15 protein-coding genes are annotated in these 19,440 nt (G+C 60.5%); 6 read left to right on the top strand and 9 right to left on the bottom strand.

The annotated features are described in order from the left end of the window. Positions 1-4 precede the first annotated feature (4 nt). The 5 genes from HX898_RS19595 to HX898_RS19575 form a co-directional block, all read right to left on the bottom strand. On the bottom strand, positions 5-880 hold the full coding sequence (locus HX898_RS19595) for an ABC transporter permease (RefSeq protein ID WP_180195456.1): 876 nt from the start codon (positions 878-880) through the stop codon (positions 5-7). Positions 881-883: 3 nt separating this feature from the next. After that, on the bottom strand, positions 884-1,897 hold the full coding sequence (locus tag HX898_RS19590) for an ABC transporter permease (RefSeq protein ID WP_180195455.1): 1,014 nt from the start codon (positions 1,895-1,897) through the stop codon (positions 884-886). 70 nt (positions 1,898-1,967) lie between these two features. Continuing rightward, positions 1,968-3,647: an ABC transporter substrate-binding protein gene (locus tag HX898_RS19585; protein ID WP_210273171.1), complete on the bottom strand. Its 1,680-nt coding sequence runs from the start codon at positions 3,645-3,647 to the stop codon at positions 1,968-1,970. A gap of 183 nt (positions 3,648-3,830) precedes the next feature. Then, complete coding sequence (locus HX898_RS19580) at positions 3,831-4,841, bottom strand: GlxA family transcriptional regulator (RefSeq protein ID WP_180195453.1); 1,011 nt, start codon at positions 4,839-4,841, stop codon at positions 3,831-3,833. Positions 4,842-5,817: 976 nt separating this feature from the next. After that, positions 5,818-6,876: a LacI family DNA-binding transcriptional regulator gene (locus HX898_RS19575; RefSeq protein WP_138332966.1), complete on the bottom strand. Its 1,059-nt coding sequence runs from the start codon at positions 6,874-6,876 to the stop codon at positions 5,818-5,820. Positions 6,877-7,121: 245 nt separating this feature from the next. On the opposite strand from HX898_RS19575, the gene HX898_RS19570 reads away from it, so the two are divergent. From HX898_RS19570 to fba, 6 genes are all read left to right on the top strand, one after another. Then, the gene (locus HX898_RS19570) at positions 7,122-8,105 is read left to right on the top strand and encodes an autoinducer 2 ABC transporter substrate-binding protein (protein WP_180195452.1); all 984 of its coding nucleotides are present in this window, start codon (positions 7,122-7,124) and stop codon (positions 8,103-8,105) included. A gap of 126 nt (positions 8,106-8,231) precedes the next feature. Further along, on the top strand, positions 8,232-9,746 hold the full coding sequence (locus HX898_RS19565) for a sugar ABC transporter ATP-binding protein (protein WP_180195451.1): 1,515 nt from the start codon (positions 8,232-8,234) through the stop codon (positions 9,744-9,746). After that, on the top strand, positions 9,739-10,767 hold the full coding sequence (locus HX898_RS19560; RefSeq protein ID WP_180195450.1) for an ABC transporter permease: 1,029 nt from the start codon (positions 9,739-9,741) through the stop codon (positions 10,765-10,767). The genes HX898_RS19565 and HX898_RS19560 overlap by 8 nt, the downstream gene beginning before the upstream one ends. After that, positions 10,767-11,753: an ABC transporter permease gene (locus HX898_RS19555; RefSeq protein ID WP_180195449.1), complete on the top strand. Its 987-nt coding sequence runs from the start codon at positions 10,767-10,769 to the stop codon at positions 11,751-11,753. Before HX898_RS19560 ends, HX898_RS19555 begins: the two co-directional genes overlap by 1 nt. An 11-nt stretch (positions 11,754-11,764) precedes the next feature. Continuing rightward, positions 11,765-12,613: a sugar phosphate isomerase/epimerase gene (locus tag HX898_RS19550; protein ID WP_180195448.1), complete on the top strand. Its 849-nt coding sequence runs from the start codon at positions 11,765-11,767 to the stop codon at positions 12,611-12,613. 380 nt (positions 12,614-12,993) lie between these two features. Then, positions 12,994-14,058 (top strand): class II fructose-bisphosphate aldolase, encoded by a 1,065-nt coding sequence (gene fba, locus HX898_RS19545; RefSeq protein WP_018245682.1) that lies wholly within the window; start codon positions 12,994-12,996, stop codon positions 14,056-14,058. A 6-nt stretch (positions 14,059-14,064) separates the two neighbouring features. Here the strand turns inward: fba and HX898_RS19540 are convergent, their stop codons facing one another. From HX898_RS19540 to HX898_RS19525, 4 genes are all read right to left on the bottom strand, one after another. Next, entirely contained in the window at positions 14,065-15,810 is a 1,746-nt protein-coding gene (locus tag HX898_RS19540; protein ID WP_180195447.1) for a glycerol-3-phosphate dehydrogenase/oxidase, read from the bottom strand. 43 nt (positions 15,811-15,853) lie between these two features. Next, on the bottom strand, positions 15,854-17,383 hold the full coding sequence (locus HX898_RS19535; RefSeq protein ID WP_171597945.1) for an FGGY-family carbohydrate kinase: 1,530 nt from the start codon (positions 17,381-17,383) through the stop codon (positions 15,854-15,856). 38 nt (positions 17,384-17,421) lie between these two features. Then, on the bottom strand, positions 17,422-18,264 hold the full coding sequence (locus HX898_RS19530; RefSeq protein WP_138332981.1) for a DeoR/GlpR family DNA-binding transcription regulator: 843 nt from the start codon (positions 18,262-18,264) through the stop codon (positions 17,422-17,424). Positions 18,265-18,412: 148 nt separating this feature from the next. Then, a complete protein-coding gene (locus HX898_RS19525) occupies positions 18,413-19,360 on the bottom strand; it encodes a D-ribose ABC transporter substrate-binding protein (protein ID WP_003550839.1) in 948 nt (315 codons plus the stop codon). Positions 19,361-19,440: the final 80 nt, after the last annotated feature.

Here is a 19,440-nt window from a genome sequence, read left to right as displayed (position 1 = left end):
ATGTTCATGGCTTCCATGCCTCCCGCATGCCGTCGGCGAGAAGGTTGAAGCCGAGGACCAGGCTGACGAGCGCGGCAGACGGGATCAGCGACATGTGCGGCCAGACATTCAGGACTGTCACGCTCTCCTTGACCATGCCGCCCCAATCGGGGTTCGGGGGCGGCAGGCCGAGGCCGAGAAATCCGAGGATGCCGATGGTGATGATCGTGTAGCCGATGCGCAGGCAGGCATCGACGATCAGCAGGCTGCGGCAGTTCGGCAGCAACTCGACGATCATGATGTAGATCGTGCTTTCCGCACGCAGCTTTGCCGCCGCGACATATTCCTGCTGCTTCAGACCCAGCACCAGGCCGCGCGTTATGCGACCGATACCCGGCGCCGAGGCAATCATGGTTGCAATGACGATATTCAGGACCGACGGTCCGATATTGGCGATCAGGATGACGTAGATAACGAGAACCGGAAAGGCCAGGATGATGTCCGAGAAGCGGCTGATCAGCACATCGACCCAGCCGCCATAATAGCCTGCAATCATCCCCATCGTGATGCCGACGATCATGGCAACCGCCACAGACAGCGGCGCAACGGAAAGCACTGTGCGGGCGCCGAAGATCAACCGTGACAGCATATCACGACCGAGAATATCGGTCCCCAACCAATGGGCAGCGGAAGGATAGGGGTTGCTCATCGCCATGACATCGGAATCCGTCGGCGATGGAAGCGGGAGGATCGGCGCCAGAAGTGCTGCAAGTACCCAGAAGAGAACCAGGCAAAGACCGACGACGGCCGTGTGCGAATGAAAGATGCGCATCCAGTTGGGCCTTGCAGCACGCTTTGGCGGTGCGGCGACTGCTCCGGTGATGTTGTCTTGAATAGCCATGATTTACCTCACCCGGATGCGTGGATCGAGCAGCATGTAGCCAAGGTCGCCAAGCAACTGCGTGATGACGGCGATGGCAACGGTGATCAGCGTGGCGGCCTCGAGCGTTGCGATATCGCCGAACAGACTTGCATCGAGGATCAGGCGCCCGAAGCCCGGATAGGCAAAGACGAGCTCGGTGACGACGACGCCGCTGATCAGGAAGTTGATTTGCAGCAGGAGCACGGTGAACGGCGCGATCATCGCATTCCGCAACGCGTGCCCGAGAACCATGCGGCGCGTGCTCATGCCCTTCAGGATTGCGGTGCGGATATAGGGCCGCTCCATGACACCGATCATCGAAACGCGGATCATGCGGGCCACATAGCCGAAGTCATAGATGACGAGCACCGCGACGGGCAGGACGAACTGATACGGTACAGCCCAGCCGCCATCGCTGTTGAGCGGGCTGGTGCCTGGCAGGATCGGCCAGAGGATCACGAAAAGCGTCACCAGGAAGACGCCTGACGCAAACTCCGGAATAGACGTGAAGGTGATACAGATGACCGATAGCGTCCGGTCCAGCACCCCACCTTCTTTCAACCCCGAGAGGATGCCAAAAATGATCGACAGCGGGACGATCAGCAGGAACGCCAGCCCGGCGAGGATGGAGGTATTGCCGAGACGATCCCAGATGACATCGTTGACGGGCAGCTTGTTCAGGGTGGAGTAGCCGAAGTTACCGAAATACTGGGCGCCGCGCGGATCCTTGAAGTTTAACCCGGTGGTCGCATCCTGAAGCGGATCGGGGATTGCGCCGACGAGCACACCCAGCCAGCGGCCGTAGCGTACCAGGAGCGGATCATTGGCTTTCAGTTTCTGCGACAGCAGGTCCACCTGCTGCTGGGTAGCGAAAGGACCGAGCGACTTGCGCGCCACGCTGCCGGGAGTGAACTCGCAGACGGCGAAGACGAGAAACGAAGCACAGAGCATCGTCACGACCATCATCGCCAAGCGCTTGAGGAGGAAATTCGCCATAGCCGGAGGAAATCCCAATGTCCGGGCCAGCACCCGACCGCGCAAACGCGGCCAGGTGCCAGCCGGGAGGTTACGCCGAGATCGCGTACTGATGCGCGAAGATGTATTGCGAAGGATGGAGCTCGAAGCCCTTGACCTTCTTGTCCATGACGGTCGAGAACACCCGCCAGAAGGGCTGAACGATCGGCCCATCATCCTGCATGATCGCCTCGATTTTCGCCATGACCTTGCTGCGTTCCTTCGGATCGAGGATGCCCTCGGCTTCGGTCAGCAGCTTGTCGAAATCGGCGTTGGAATAATTGGACTCGTTCCAGGCGGCATTCGAACGATAGGCAAGCGACAGTGTCATGATTGCCAGCGGCCGGTGGCCCCACGCGGTCAGGCTGAAGGGAGCCGTCGTCCAGACTTCCCAATATTGGGCGCTGGGCAGGGACTTGATGTTGATCTTGACGCCGATGTCCTTGAACTGTTCGGCGAGGACCTGCGCCGTGTTCAGTTCCCAGATCGGATCGGGACGCGTGACCATGTCGAATTCGAAACCGTCCGGATAGCCTGCATCGCTCAGGAGCTTCTTCGCTTTCTCGATGTCGCGCGGATATTTCGGCAGCGCAGCATATTCGGGATGCGAGGGCGCGACGTGATGATCTTCGGCAGGAACGCCGGCACCCAGAAGCGCGGTCTGGATGACCTTGTCGCGGTCAATCGCATAGCGCATCGCCTGGCGCACACGCTTGTCTTTGAACTGCTCGATATCGGGATGCATACGGGCGACCACCGTCTGGGTCGTCTCGACCTGATACACTGCGACATGCGGGAAACTCTTCATCGCATTGATCTGAACAGCATCGGCCTCGGACAGGCCATCGATCTGCTTGGAGGCCATGGCGGCGATACCGGCACCCGGATTGTCGCCGAGGTCGACATATTCGAAAGTGTCGAGATAGGGACCCGTGCCCCAATAATCCGTGCGAGCCTTGTACTTGGCGCTCTTGCCGACGACGTATTCGGTCAGGATAAAGGGACCGGTGCCGTTTGCATCCGCCCCGAAGGCGCCGTTCTCTTCCGGATCGGTGATGAACATCGGGTAGTGATAAAGGTGCTCGGGCACTGCAATCTGCGGCGAGGAGCAGTTGAGGCGGACGGTGTGATCATCGACCTTCTCGATGGCGTTGTCAGCCCAAAGTTTGCTCGACTTCTTTGGATTGCCCTTTTCGTCCTTTTCGCCTGTTTCGAATTGCTGCACGAGATAGCCGGTGAAAAGGCCAAGCATCGACGAGCCAATTGCAGGATCGCAAACGCGCTTCAGATTCCAAACCACATCATCTGCGGTCAGCGACCTGCCCTTGCGCCATTTGACGTCCTTGCGCAGATGGAGCGTCCACGTCTTCAGGTCGTCGCTGACTTCCCATTTCTCGAGGAGATAGGGATGGGTGATGTTATTGCGGTCAGTGAGGGTAAGATACTCGCAGACCTGGCGGATGACGTTCGACTTCTCGGCGAAGTCGGCCAGATGCGGATCCTTGATCTCCATGCAGCGCATGCCGATCCGCAGGTTTCCGCCTTTCGGCATGTCCTCGGCCTGCGCAATATTGCCGGGCACCGGTACGCCGGCCAGAGAATAGGCGGCTGCAGCAGAAACACCGAGCAATGTCGCCTTACGCAGGAATTCTCGACGGCCGATTGAGCCGCTCGACATCTGTTCGACCAGTGTCGGAATATAGGAATGCTGAGTCTTGTCCACGGTAGTCATCTCCTAGTTAGCGCTTTAACTGTTCCGTCTTCTTGTTGGTTGGACCGGTCGGCGGCGTTCGCCCAAGGCCTCGGTCGCAGAGGACTTTTGTCCTTCACCCATCCGTCTTCATCAAAATTAAAACGGGATGGACCTTTGTGACATGCAGCGACCCGACATCTTTTCTGCGCGGATCGACATTGTTCAGGTGACCGGTATCTCTCGCCGCCTTTCGACCTTTCGGGTGGCAGCAGGGTTTTCGCTAAATCGTATGCGGTAAGAGCGACCGAAATGGGAGGCGGACTGATAGCCGCAGATTTGGGCAATTTCCCCAATTGCCAGCTCCGTGTAGGTCAGGAGCTCTCTTGCGCGCACCATGCGAAGTTCGATGTAGAAATTGGTGGGGCTTTTGCCAAGATTGGCGTGAAACAGCCGTTCAAGCTGCCGAAGCGAGAGCGCAACGCTGTCGGCAAGGTCGGAAATCTCGACGGGATCCGCAAGACTTGCTTCCATGCGGCGGACCACAAATGCGAGCTTGGCATTCTTGATGCCGAAGCGGTCTTCGGGTGACATCCGCTGGACGTCGTCCTGGCGCCGTATCCGCGCGTGATTGAACTGATCCGAAATCAGTGCGGCCAGCTCCCGGCCTTCGACGGCTGAAATTAGGTAAAGCATCATGTCGAGCGTGACCGTGCCGCCCGAGGAGGTCAGAAAGCGCCCGTCGATGGCGAAAATGTCGTCCGTGGCGAGACAGTTCGGGAACTCGCTGCGAAAGCTTGCAAGCGACTCCCAGTGAACCGCACAACGCCGTCCTTCCAGCAATCGGGCCTTCGCCAGAAAGAACACGGCCGTGCTGACCGCTCCGAGCACGCATCCCTCGGAATAGATGCGCCTTAACCATGCAAACACATTGGCATCATAAGCGTCGGCATAATTGATGCCGGCGCAAAGAATGACGATATCGCAACGCGGTGCCCCACCTATCGCAGCATCGGCGTCGAAGCCCAATCCGCTACTGGATTTCACATGGCCGCCATCTGCCGACAGGATCAGCCACTCGAAGGCCTTTCGCTTTGCCAGGCGGTTACCCTGCCGGAGGGAGTCGAGTGCGGCGGCAAAGGTCATCAGCGGGAATTCAGGGACCAGAAAGAAGCCGATCCGGATTGGCCGGTGGCCCTCCGCCAATTGCTTCAAAGTGTAGGTGTGGTCAGGCATAAAAAAGCTCGATACTTTCTTGGAACCGGACGCGCATGATGACCGACGCTAGCCACCGAGCGTTGGGAAAGGGAGTGGGCACCTTCCAACCAGCGCCCTCGCCCCGTTCAATAACGATTTTCATTGGTCGAACACCCCGCGGCCACTCTGCTACGGTCGGGGGAGCTCGCGATGTGAAGCTGGTTTCAATCGCATTCGCCAATAGCAACAAGTTACCGTGCCGGCCACCGAGCAGCAAGCTTCGATGCTGGTGATGCCTGACTGACGGTGACGTCACCGATGTAGTTCGAGATGGTTGTACGGCTCACCACGTCTCGCTGGAATGGGAACTGGGTCAGGATGCGATGCGCTTCGCGGTCGGGGTACTTGCCGGCGAGAACCGTCGAAACGTTTACTCCTTCCTCTCTTGGTCTCTCTGCGACGACTTCGCTTTCGGATGTGAAAGTAATATCGGGTTGTGGCTTCCTCCGCGGAAAGCAGCTCAACTTCTTTCTCACCGAGAGGTCCAAGCCTCAGAAGCAACTACGCTATGAACTCTCCGCCATCTCAGTTTAGTGGAAGACAATACAGTAACGATGTGCCATTTGATGCAAAAAACGGCTGTTATTATCCCGTCGATTGTGTTATTTACTAGAAAAACGCGTCAGGCGCCGGAACTTCTTGTTGCGTGATCTGTTTATTCGCGGATATGAAGAGCGCGAGATGTCGTGACCCCTCTTCACAATCCGCTTTCCCTGCATGCGAACTCGGCCCCGCCATCTGGCGGGGCTTTTTTGATGTCCAGGCGCCGTCAGGTTCCAAGCCTCGAAATCTCACGTGCTGGTCTGTCAATGCGTCGACCTTTTCGTTCGGGCGGTGATCCGCGCAGCGACCCGCCTGGCAGCGGCATTTTCGGCAGGCGCCTTCGGCTTGGCGCGAGGCGTAGCAAAAAGTTTGCTGCTCCGTCTGCCCCGCCTCCCCAATGCGGCAGGACGCCTTACTCGATATCTTTCAGCGCATCGAGCGGGCCGATCAGCGCCGTGCGTGGTGGCACGAGTGTCGGCCGCACCAGATGCGTGATTGGCGGGCGGCGGTCCGCATCGAGGATCGCAAACCCCTTTGTAATCATCGTTTCGCTGTCCTGCCGGATCATGAAGACGGGGAAAGGCAGGAAAGAGCCGAAGGGATCGTAGTCATAGCAGCCGACGATGATATCGGCGAAGGTCTCGTGCGGATGCAGGGCGAGGAAGCGCATCAGCCCTTCGAGGTTGATCGAGGAATTGACGAAGAATGCACGCGGCAGCTTTCCGTGGCCTTCGTAGAAGGCTTCGAAGGCACGCGCCGTCATGGCCGGCGAATAGCCCGTCGGCTGGATGCAGATGTCCGGATCCGCGCCCAGCAATGCGCGCTTTACGTCGCGGAAACCGCGAATTCGCTCATGGCTGGCATGGTCGTTGCGGCCGCCGAACAGGTACAGATCGTCAGGTGAAAGCGGTCCATCCTCCTGCGCGCGTTCGATGATCGCCTGTGTCAGCATGCGCGCACCTTCATGATTGTCGCTGATGACCGACGGCGCCAGTGTACCGGGCAGATCGATGTTGACGTGCTTCAGTCCTGCCTTTTCGCAGACCCTGTGCACGCCATCCGGATCGGTTGCGCCAGCGATGAAAAGCTCGTCGATCGAATAGGAGATCAGTGTCTCGACGACCTTGCGCTCCTCTTCCGGATCGCGACAGGCACTGACGACGAGGGGGCACTGGCCGCGGCTTCTGACCTGTGCTTCGAAAGACTGCGCCATGGAGGAGAAATAGCGGTTGTCGTGCACCGGCAGCAGAAGACCAACAAGACCTGAGCGGGACGAACGCAGGCCACGGGCCTGCAGGTTTGCCGTATAGCCGTGCTCGTTTGCCAGGTTCTGAATGAGCTGCGCCGTCGCCTCCTTGATACGCCGCTTCCGCCAGCTCCCGTTCAGCACGGCGCTCACGGTCGAAGGCGACGCACCCGATAGCATCGAGAGATCGTAGATCGTCGCCTTCTTCTTGCCGATGTCGGTCATATCTCGCCTTTCCTTTGTCGCTTCCCTTAGAAACAAACCCCTCTTGACGAAAGCCCTGCCTTGATCGATAGTCATTGCACCATCGATTGTGCAAAAAAGAAAGATCGATTGTACAAAGATGGTTCGCCGGAGGAGGCGAGATGGGAGGCAAGGGTATTCCCTCGCCAAGAAGCAACCAGGAACAACCTGCCGCAAACCGGCCGGTGGTCGTCGTTCGTATGAGCGACCTTTGAGGAGGAGTGAGGATGAGGAGCCTTATCGTAGCGGCATTTGCCGCATCGCTGTCGCTTGCCGGGGCGGTGGTCGCGTTTGCGCAGGACGCGCCGAAGGTCGGCATTGTCGTCAAGATCGGCGGCATTCCCTGGTTCAACGCGATGGAAGCCGGGATCAAGGAACAGGGCCAGAAATTAGGCGTCGATGCCTTCATGATCGGCCCGACTAGCGCCGATCCGGCGCTGCAGGTGCGCGCCATCGAGGATCTGATTGCCCAAGGCGTCAAAGTCATTGGTGTGGTTCCGAACGATGCCAAGGTGCTCGAGCCCGTGCTCACCAAGGCGCAAGCCGCCGGCATCAAGGTCATTACGCATGAATCACCCTCGCAGAAGGGCGCCGACTGGAATTTCGAACTCGCATCGGCCACCGGCTTCGGTGAAGCGCATGGCAAGCTGCTCGCCGAGAAAATGGGTGGCAAGGGCGAATATGCCGTCTTCGTCGGCTCGCTGACCGTGCCGCTCCACAACGCCTGGGCGGATGCCGCAATCGCCTATATCAAGGCAAATTACCCGGACATGAAGCTCGTCGGCGAGCGCTACGGCGTGGCGGAGGACGTCGACAAGAGCCGCTCGACGGCGCTCGATCTCATTGCCGCGCATCCGGATCTGAGCGGCTTCCTCGCCTTCGGCAGCCAGGGTCCGATCGGCGCTGGGCGCGCCATTGAGGAACGCCGCAAGACGGGCAAAATCTTCGTGCTCGGCCCGTTCTCGCCCGGCCAGGGCCAGAAGCTGATCAAGTCCGATGCGATATCGGGCGGCTTCATGTGGAATCCGAAGCAGGCCGGCGAAGTCTTCGTCACACTCGCCGATCGCCTGATCAAGGGCGAGAGCGTCAAGGAAGGTGATGACATTCCGGGTCTCGGCGTGATCAAGCCTGTTGGTAACGACATCATCGTCGATCAACTGCTGCCGATCAACAAGGATACGGTCGACGACCTGGCCGCAATGGGCCTCTGAAGAGGCCCCCTCCCCGGGTGTCGGGCTGGTCCATGTCGACCGGCCCGGCGTTCGGGAAAGAGAGCGGTATCCGGCGATGGCCGGACCATTGATCTTTCATGGCATTCGACTGGACAGGCAACCGGCATGAGCACGGCAACGGATGATGGTGTGAAGGCCCAGCCGCTTCTTTCGCTTCGCGGCATCAACATGACATTCGGCGGTGTGAAGGCGCTGAAAAACGTTTCCTTCGAAGTCTTGCCTGGCGAAGTGCATTGTCTGGCCGGCGAGAATGGATCCGGCAAGAGCACGTTGATCAAGGTGATATCAGGCGTCTATCGGCTTGCAGACGGCGCTGAGATCGCCTTCGACGGCGAGACGATATCCCACATGACGCCTGCCATGGCCCAGTCCCGCGGCATCCAGATCATCTGGCAGGACCTCGCGCTCTTTCCGGAAATGAGCGTGGCGGAAAACATCGCCTTCCAGACCCTTTCCGGTTCGCGCCCGCGCTTCGTCAATTATGCCGCGATCCGCGGAATAGCCGAGGAAGCACTCGCCCGGCTCGGCGTCACCCTCGACGTCGACAGACCCCTCAAGGACTTCGCCATCGCCCAGCGCCAGATCGTCGCCATTGCCCGCGCGCTGGTCGGAGAGGCCCGGATCGTCTTCATGGACGAGCCGACCGCCTCGCTCACCCAGTCTGAGACCGATCATCTGCTGGCGATCGTGCGTACGCTGTCGGCTTCGGGCGTTGCTGTGGTCTTCGTCAGCCATCGTCTTGCGGAAGTGCTGGACATCTCCTCGCGCATCACCGTGCTGCGCGATGGCGCACTGGTCGGGGTCTATCCGGTGGAGGGCATGACCCAGTCTAAGATCACCGAGCTGATGACCGGGCGCACCTTCGACCAGAATGTTCTCGCCCGCGACGTATCGCAGAACCCGGTCCTGCTTTCCGTCAGCAAGCTTTCCCGGCCTGGCGAGTTCGAGGACATTTCCTTTGATCTGCGCCGAGGGGAGACGCTCGGGATAACCGGTCTGCTCGGCTCCGGGCGTACCGAACTTGCGCTGACGCTGTTCGGCATGCGTCGACCCGCGGCCGGAATGATCATGTTGGAGGGAAAGCCGGTGCGCTTTGCCTCCAACCGCGAGGCGATCACATCAGGTATCGCCTATCTCTCCGAAGACCGCCTTTCGCTCGGTCTCAACCAGCCGCAATCCATCGCCGACAATCTGGTCATGGCCTCGCTTAACCGTATCCTGAGCGGCCGGCTCATTTCGCCGGAAAAGAAGCGCTCGCTGGTCGCGCGCTGGATCGCCGATCTCGGCATCAGGATCGGCAAGCAGGACGATGCGATCTCGACGCTTTCGGGCGGCAACCAGCAGCGCGTCGCGATCGCCAAATGGCTCGCCACCGATCCAAAAGTGTTGATCCTCGATGCGCCCACGGTCGGCGTCGATGTCGGCGCGCGCGCCGGCATCTTCGAAATCGTTGCCCGCCTCGCCGAGGCGGGGCTCGCGATCATCCTCATCTCGGACGAGGTGCCGGAGATCTATTTCAACGCCGACCGGATCATCCATATGGAAAAGGGCCGCATCGCCGGCTGGCACGATCCCCGCGCGACCACACTGAAGGACCTGGAGGCGGCGGTCTATGCGTAAGCTGTTCCTGTCCCATACGACGGAATTTGTGCTGTTTGCCGTCATCATCGCGATGAGTATTGTCCTGGCTTTTACGACCGACCGTTTCTTCACGCTCGGCAATGGGTTCGACCTGCTCAATATCAGCGCGGTCAACATCATCTTTGCCGTCGGCCTGCTCGTGGTGCTGATATCAGGCGGGATCGACATCTCCTTCGCCGTCGCAGCCTCGATCGTGCAATATGTCACTGCACTTGCGCTCGAGAGGATCGGCGGCGGCGGATGGGTATCCGGTCTCCTGATTGCGGCCTGCATCGGCATCGTGCTCGGCATGATCAACGCCTTCCTGATCCACCGCTTCCGCATCATCTCGATCGTCGCGACGATCGCGACCTTCAACGTCTATTTCGGCCTGCTGATGTTCTTCACCAAGGGCGTGTCGATTTACAATCTGCCCGACTGGCTGACGAGCCGTGTCATCATCTACGAGCGCGAAATGGCCGATGGGAGCTGGGCTGAGATCACGTTGCCGGTTGTCGTCATGGTCGTCTGTACGCTCGCTACCTGGCTCTTCATTACCCGCACGACGACCGGCCGGCAGCTCTATGCCTTCGGCGACAATCCGGAAGGCGCGCGCCGCTTCGGCATCAATATCGGCGCCATGCAGTTCATCGCCTTCGGCTGGCTTGGACTGATGGCAGGCATCGCCGGTCTCATGCAGGCGCATTATGCGCAGGAGGTCGTGCCGAACGCACTCTATGGCCGCGAGCTCGATGTCCTGGCCGCCGTAGTGCTCGGCGGCGCGCGGCTGGGCGGCGGCAAGGGCTCGGTGCTCGGTTGCGTGCTGGGCGTGCTGCTCGTCTCGATCACCCAGAACGGCCTCAACCTGATGGGCGTCTCGCCCTTCGCCTTCAAGATGATCGTCGGCGCGATCATCCTCGTTGCGATCACCTTGTCGAGCGCCCGCATCGGCAATCTGGTGCCCGTGTTTGCTACCCGCAAATCGACCGGCGACAGGCCTGCAGACAGGGGAGAGAGCTGATGAACGCGCTCGCCGCCCGCTTCAACGCCATCTTCGGGGCTGACATGGCCGGTCCCCTCGCCGCGCTGGCGGCCGTGCTTGTCGTCTTCGGTTTCGCCTCGCCGCATTTCCTGACGAGCGCGACCTTCGGATCGGTTGCCTTTCAGCTTCCCGAGCTTGGCGTCCTGACGCTTGCCATGCTGATGCCGATCCTCACCGGCGGCCTCAACCTTGCGATCACCTTCACCGCCAACATCGCCGGCCTGACGCTCGCCTGGACGCTGCAGGCCAATGGCGGCATCGATGCCGGCCCGGGTGCCTTCCTGCTCGGCTCGGCTCTGGCGCTTGCCGTCGGCGCGGCAAGCGGCCTGGTCATGGGCCTCGTCATCGCCTTTACCCGCGCCCATCCGATCCTCGTTTCGCTGTCGATGATGATCTTCCTGCGCGGCCTCGGCGAATTCCTGACACGCGGCGGCGATATCTCGGGCTTCCCCACCTTCATCGCGCCGATCGGCCACGGCAGCATCCTCGGTATCCCGGTCCCGTTGCTGATCCTGATCGCCTGTGTGATCGCCAGCCACATTCTGCTCTCGCGCTCCAAGCTCGGTTTTTCCACCTATATGATCGGCTCCAATATCGAGTCTGCCCACTATTCCGGCATCAACACCCGCAAGGTCCTGGTGCTGGTCTACATGCTCTCCGGCGTGATGGCTGCGGTTGCCGGCATCATCATGCTTGCGCGTTTCAATTCGGTGCGCGTCGGCCACGGCGAATCCTATCTGCTGATCACCGTGCTCGCCTGCTTCCTCGGCGGCATCAATCCCTTCGGCGGCTTCGGCCGCGTCCTGCCCGTCTTCGTGGCGCTGATCGTGCTGCAGCTTCTCTCTTCGGGGCTCAACCTGCTCGGCGCCAACCAGCATCTCACCACTGCCGTCTGGGGCATCCTGCTCATCGTCGTGATGGCGCTGCGGTGGCTCTCGGCCAAGTTCATCAGAATCGTGAAATAGGAGATACGACCATGGAAGGTTTCGGCGTTCACACCAGCATGTGGACCATGAACTGGGATCGCGCAGGCGCCGACAAGGCGATTGCCGGAGCCGTGCACTACAAGATGGATTTCATCGAGATCGCGCTGCTCAATGCGCCGGCCGTCGATGCCAAACACACCCGCGACCTGCTTGAAAAGCACAGGCTGCGTGCTGTCTGCTCGCTCGGCTTGCCGGAACATGCCTGGGCTTCCGTCCGCCCGGATGCGGCGATCGAGCACCTGAAGGTTGCGATCGAAAAGACTGCGGAAATGAACGCCGAGGCGCTCTCCGGAGTCATCTTCGGCGGCATTGGCGAGCGCACCGGCCTGCCACCGACGCAAGGCGAATACGACAACATCGCCAAGGTGCTCGACGCAGCAGCAAAACATGCTAGGAAGTACAGCATCCAACTCGGCGTCGAGGCCGTGAACCGCTATGAGAACCACCTCATCAACTCGGCGCAGCAGGCCGTCGACATGGTGGAGCGTGTCGGCGCGGAAAACGTCTTCGTTCACCTCGACACCTACCATATGAATATCGAGGAGAAGGGTGCGGCAAACGGCATCCTGATCGCCCGCGACCACCTCAAATACATCCATCTTTCCGAAAGCGACCGCGGCACGCCGGGCTACGGTAACATTCCATGGGATGCGATCTATGCGGCGCTCGCCGCAATCGGCTTCAAGGGTGGGCTTGCAATGGAAAGCTTCATCAACATGCCGCCTGAGGTCGCCTATGGCCTGGCCGTCTGGCGCCCCGTTGCACGCGATATGGAAGAGGTCATGGACAAGGGCCTGCCATTCCTGCGCAACAAGGCGGAACAATACGGTCTCATCTGACCCCAGTTGCCGGATGTCGCCCATTCGGTTGCATCAGCTTTAGATCGAGGCTGATGCTGGCCGTCTGCCATTGGTCACAAGCCGCAACCGTAGCGTCCACATGGGGTGTTTGGCTGAAGAGATCTCGCCATCGCTGGCAGAGGACCGTGTCGGCGGTCCGCCTCTTCAGCACATCCCCTGAATATCATTTGGCCTCGGGCAGGCGAAATGACTGTCAGGAAATATCACACTCGTTGTGATATTGTTATTATTGCTTGTTACATTCCTCCTCCTATGCCATTTTGCCTATTAAAATAAGAGGCTTGAACGGCTCGCGCCCGGGCTCTAGTTTCGAGGAGATGGCGGCATTTCGTTCGACCATCGATATGGGGGAATCTTGGATGGCACGCATTACGCTGAGGCAACTGCTCGACCATGCTGCGGAGGAAGGCTACGGCGTTCCAGCTTTCAACATCAACAACATGGAGCAGGCGCTCGCCATCATGGAGGCCGCCGACGCGTGTCAGGCGCCGGTTATCATGCAGGCGTCGCGCGGAGCCCGCGCCTATGCCAATGACATCATGCTGAAGCACATGATGGATGCCGTCGTTGAAATCTATCCGCATATTCCGGTCTGCGTGCATCTCGATCACGGCAACGATCCCTCAAACTGCATGACGGCGATCCAGGCGGGCTTCACCTCGGTGATGATGGACGGTTCATTGAAGGCGGATGCCAAGACGCCCGCCGACTGGGCCTATAATGTCGGCGTCACCAAAATGGTGACTGATATGGCGCATTTCGGCGGCATCTCGGTGGAAGGCGAACTCGGCGTTCTCGGTTCTCTGGAGACCGGCATGGGCGAGGCCGAGGACGGCCACGGCGCCGAGGGCAAGCTTTCGCATGACCAGTTGCTGACCGATCCGGACGAGGCCGTGAAGTTCGTGCGCGAAACCAAGGTCGATGCGCTCGCCATCGCGATGGGCACATCGCATGGCGCCTACAAGTTCACCCGCAAGCCGGATGGTTCGGTGCTGGCGATGAATGTCATCGAAGAAATTCATCGTAAGCTCCCGAACACGCATCTCGTCATGCATGGCTCGTCCTCGGTCCCGATCGAGCTGCAGGAGATCATCAACAAATATGGCGGCCAGATGAAGCCGACATGGGGAGTGCCGGTCGAGGAAATCCAGCGCGGCATCAAGAACGGCGTGCGTAAGGTCAACATCGACACCGATGGCAGAATGGCGATGACCGGTCAGATCCGCCGCGTGCTGCAGGAGGACCCAAGCGAGTTCGACCCGCGCAAATATCTGAAGCCGGCAATGACGGCGCTGACCAAGCTCTGCAAGGAGCGCTTCGAACAGTTCGGCACTGCCGGCATGGCCGGCCGCATCACGCCCCTTCCCGTTTCGGAAATGGCGAAGCGTTACAAGTCCGGTTCCCTCGATCCGGCTTTCTCCTGAAACGCTCTAGCCCAACGCCGGGCGGGGTGCCTTTTCCGGCTCGGCGGCGGCAGGCTTGCCCGTCAGCGTTTGGCCGTGGAAACGGCTCAGCTGGCTGACAACCCCCTGGATTTCGCTGGTCGTTCGTTCGCCACTCCAGCCGAGCGCCGCCTCGGCAACGCCGGCGATTTCCCGCAAGCCTGCGAGCGTCAACCGACCCTCGATCGCAAGCGTCGTGCGACGCATCACGATGTCCGACAGGTGGACGACGAGCTCGTTCCGGGCGATCCAGTCGATCTCCCGGAGACTGTAACGTGCAGCACCCGTCAGGCGCTGTTCGTCGGAATAGCTTGAAGGGGAGGAAAGCAGGGCCACAGCCGTCGTGCCGTATCGGCCGAGCAGTTCGTCGGCACGTTCGGCGGCAACGCCGCTGCGCGCCGCGGCATCGCTGATCCAGGCGTTACGCTGCTTAGCATCCGCCGGAAAGGCCTTGCCGCCGCCAATCGCCAGATAGCGTGTCGACTGGCTGCGGCGGCGTTGCAGCCGGGAGAGAACGGTGTCGGCGACCTCTTCCGCAAAGCCGCGGAACGTCGTCCACTTGCCTCCGACCAGCGAAATGACCGGAAAAGGTCTGCCGTCCTCGGGTTCCTTCACCGGCGCGGAGTGGTCGCGGCTGATCAGCCCCGGCGCGGTCGCATCCGATGCCGGCAGCGGGCGGATGCCGCTATAGCTGTAAACGATCTGATCACGATCGAAGCGAAGGGTTGGCAGCAGCGAGCGGATGCTTTCGAGGAAATACTCCGTTTCCGGCTCCTCGCAGGAGACATTGTCCGGATCACCTGCCGGAATGTCGGTCGACCCGACCAGTGCCAGCCCGAGATAGTCGTAGACCAGGCAGATGCGGCCGTCGTCGGCCTCGAAATAGATCATGTGGCCGTTGAGGCTTCGCACCAATTCGGGATGGTCGAGCAGGATATGGGAACCCTTGGTGCCGCCGATCAGGTGCGATGGAGCGCCGAGCAAAGTGTTGACCTGATCGATCCAAGGACCTGCCGCATTGACGACCAGCTTGGGAGCAACGGTGACATCGTGGCCATCGGGCTGGCGGAAGGTCAAACGTCCGTCTGAAACGGCAGCCAGTGTCGCGAAATTTGCCGCGAGGCTCCCCGCATTCGCATCGAGACCATCGCTCACGAGCTCATAGACGAGCCGCTCCGGCCTGCTGATCTTGGCATCGTAATAGATGCCGCCGGCGACGATGGCGGGGGTAATATGCGGCATCTCCTTGCGCGCCTGTTTCTTCAGAATCAGCCGGTGGCGCGGCATGACCTGGTCGCGCGAACCGAAAAAGTCGTAGAGCCGAAGCCCGATCTTGATGAGAACCGCGCCACGGCTGCGTGGCGCCGTCTTCGACCCGAAGAGCGTCCGGATCGCTGCCCAGATGCCGCGCGTCCAGGAAAAGACCGGAATGAAGGTCGGCAGCGGTTCGACGCAATGCGGCGCATTCTTGAGCAGGAGGTTGCGCTCAAGCGTCGACTGCGCAACCAGTCCGAACTCGCCCGTTTCCAGATATTTCAGGCCGCCGTGAATGAGCCGCGATGGTGCGGCGCTCGTGCCGGAGCCAAAGTCGGCCTTGTCGACGATCAGGCAGTTGACACCCTGTAGCGAGAGGTCGCGGAACAGGCCGGCGCCGTTGATGCCCGCCCCGATGATCAAAACGTCGATATCGTTCTCGCCGAGGTTCGAGAAGCGCTGCTGCAAATCGGGGGTCATGCTCGTCGTCCTAAATCGCCCGCCGCAGCAGGCATCTGTCTTTTCAGTTTGCCGGTTGCTCCGGCGCAAGCGCGGAAATCTTCGGCCAAAGGGGGATCATCACGTCGGCAATGTCGCGGAACACCTGGTAACGCTTTTCATAATCCGTGCTGCGCGCCGCATCCGGCCGGAAAGTCTTCGCGATGGAAGCGGTGTCGCGCGGATCGCTCTGCGGATCGGCGAAGATACCGGCGCCCGACCCGGCACAAAGCGCAGCACCCCAGGCGGCCGCCTCATCCGTCTCTGTTACCGTGACCGGCATGCCAAGCACATCGGCAAACATCTGCACGACGGCAGGATTGCGCGAGACGCCACCGGCGAGCCGCGCCTGATCGAAGGCAAAGCCGTCGCGAAGCGCGTCGACATGGATGCGATGATTGAAAGCGATACCCTCTAGCACGGCGCGCAGCATGTCACCGCGGTCGTGCCATCCACCGAGCCCGAAGAAGCCGGCGCTCGCCGTCGCGCCATAAGGCGAGCCGAACAGATAGGGATGGAAGAGCGCGGTCGAGGGGCGCTCGAAGGCGGCCGCGATCTCGGGCGCCAGCAGGGCGTGGATCGAGTTACCTTGCACGTCGCCATTCTTCCGTTCGGCAGCGCAGAGCGTGTCCAGAAACCAGTCATAATTCGCTGTCGATGCCGGGGAGATCGACATGCTGTTCCAGATGCCGGGTGCAATCCCGTTGCGGCAGAACCAGCGCCGGTCGACACGCGGTTCCGACGAAAGCGTCTCGTTGATCGAATAGGTCCCGGCAATGACCGCGACAACGCCTTTGGCATAACCCCCTGCCCCGAGCGCCGAGGCCGTGACGTCGTGCAGACCGGCAACGACAGGCGTTCCTTCGGTAAGGCCCGTCAGCTGCGCGGCTTCACGAGTCACGCGTCCGACGATCTGGTCGGAGCGCGAGGCCGGCGGCAGGGCGTGGACGAGATCCTGCAAGCCAAATAGCTGCAGGGCATCCTCACTGTAGTTCTGCGTTTTGACATTGGTGAAGGAGGTGCTGGCTTCGGTGTGGTCCGTACCGATGATCCCGGTCAGGCAGAACCGCAGCCAGTCCTTGCAGCTGCAGAAATGGCCAATGCGCTTGTAGCGCTCAGGCTCCACTTCGCGGATCCAGGCAAGCAATGCCGATGGCGCGGAGACATGCGGGATCTGCCCCGTCAGTTCGATCGCCAGGTCGGCGACATCGCTCTCCATCCACCGGTCGACGATTGCCCCTGCCCGGCTGTCCAGCGAGAGAATGGCCCGGCCGAGCGGCTTTTGGGTGTGATCGAGCAGGTAGATGCCGTCTCCATGCGCGGTAGCGGCAATGCCCTCTATGTCGCTTGCCGGCCGTCCGCTGAGTGAAATCGCTTCGCGGATGGCATCGGCCGTCGCGTTCCACAATTCATCCATGTCGCGCTCGATATGGCGGGCCTTCGGAATGAACTGCGTGACACGGCGACGCGCGGCTGCAAGCGGCGTGCCGTCGATATCGAAGATGACCGCCTTGGTGACTGTCAAACCACTATCGATCCCGAGCAGTGTCGGCATTTTAAATTTACCTCACGAGGAGCAACGGGCCGGCGCCGTCAGGAGCGCCCTCCGGCGCCCTTGGCGATGACCACGTTGATATCTCTGGACCGCATGCGGTCGATGTGCACCGGCTGGGTCTTGTCGTCGACGATGACGACGTCGAACTCATCCAGTGCTGCGAAACTGTGGAGCGCACGCCGTTCGAACTTGGTATGATCGGCAAGCAGGATGCGTTTTACGGAACAATCGAACATGGCGCGCTTGGTATCGACTGTCTCAGGAGACTGGTGCAGCACCGTGCCCTCGCTGATCGCCGACATCGAGATGAACGCGACATCGGCCCTGAGAGCCTTGATCTCGTTGATGGTCATGCGACCCATGAAGGCATTGCACCAATTGTAATACTGGCCGCCGAGGGCGAGTAGCGTCACGTCGTGCAGGCCCGTCAGCGCATTCATCAGGGTCAGGGAATTGGTAATTGCGGTGACCGGCGCCTTCGAAGGCAGATGTGCCGCCATCTGAAGAACCGTGGTCGAGTCGTCGAAAAAAATTGCCTGCCCCGGTTCGACGAATTGCATTGCCGCCTCGGCGATCAGCTTCTTTTCGGTTGACTGACGGTTCGAGCGGTAGACGTCGCTGGATTCGATGAGATTGGTCGCCGCCGCAGTGACGATACCGCGCGTCTTCCTGAAGAGGCCGCGGCTGACGAGTTCATCGACATCGCGGTGAGCCGTCATCAGGCTGATCCCAAAGCGGTCGGTCAGGTCTTCAATCCGCATCGAGCCTTCACCCATCACGGCCTCTGCAATCATGCGGCGGCGCGCGATCTGGCGCGTCTGCCGGCTGTCGCTGGTGAGCTGGTCCAACAGATCGTCGTCCCGGCTGGTCTTCTGTGTCACGGGTCACCCCTGTCGCTGAATTATGGATCCCAGCTTCGTACAGTGATTGCCGCGCCAAGGCAAAAAGGGGAGGCGCAACCGGCGGTTGATCGTCGGCCATCGCTTCCAGCATGAAAATGAGGGCGCTCTTGCGAGCGCCCTTTACCGTTTACTGCGCCAGAACGAACGGGCCGGTGTACTTGTCGATGTTGTCCTTGGTGATCAACAGGCAATCGAAGAGCTGTTTTTCGCTCTTGGCGCCTGTGTTACCCGTCTTGATCAGGTTGTCGGCCTGCTTGACGGCTTCTTCGGAGAAGACGGCAACCGGTTGGAGGACGGTGTATTGGAGTTCGCCCGCCTTGATGGCGGCAACGGCATCCGGCGAACCGTCGAAGCCGCCGACCTTCACATTGGCGAGCTTGCCGGCTTCCTTGAGCGCGGCGATCGCACCGAGCGCCATTTCGTCATTGCCCGAGATGACGCCGACGATATCCGGGTTGGCCTGCAGCATGGACTGCATCTTGTTGTGGCCCTGGGTGCGGTCCCAGTTGGCAACTTCCTTGGCGACCTTCTTCAGATCCGGATACTGCGAAAGGACAGTCTCGTAGCCATTCGACCGCGTTGCCGCGTTGTTGTCGGACGGAGCGCCGAAGAGTTCGGCATAGTTGCCCTTGTCGCCGATCGCTTCGACCCATTGTTGCGCGCCGAGGGCGGCACCCTGTGCGTTGTTGGAAACAAGCTGCGCCTTGGCCAGGCCTTCCTGGTTGATTTCGGCATTGACGAGGATGACCGGGATGCCGGCAGCAACGGCCTTCTTGACCGCACCGACGGAACCGTCGGCGTTTGCCGGGTCGAGGATGATCGCCACCGACTTGTTGGTGATCGCCGTGTCGATCAGGTTGCTTTCGGTATTGGTGTCACCCTTGTGGGCGTTGACCGAGGCCGTGTAGCCCAGCTTTTCGGCGGTTGCCTTTGCGACATTGCCTTCCGTCAGCCAGTATGGATTCGACGGATCGTTGACGATGATCGTCATCATGCCCGCTGCCCAAGCCGAGCTTGCAAGAAGCGGTGCTACGGCCGCGGCGGCCAGAAGTATGCGCATGCCTTTCTTAAACATAGTCTCTCTCCCATTCGTGAGCTCAGTTATTGCCGGTGATCCGGCGTTGCTTTCCCCAATCGGCTTTCCTGGAGTCCAGC

This window comes from Rhizobium sp. WYCCWR 11128 (assembly GCF_013416305.1).
GTDB lineage: Bacteria > Pseudomonadota > Alphaproteobacteria > Rhizobiales > Rhizobiaceae > Rhizobium > Rhizobium indicum.
This window is presented reverse-complemented; position numbering and strand designations above follow the sequence as displayed.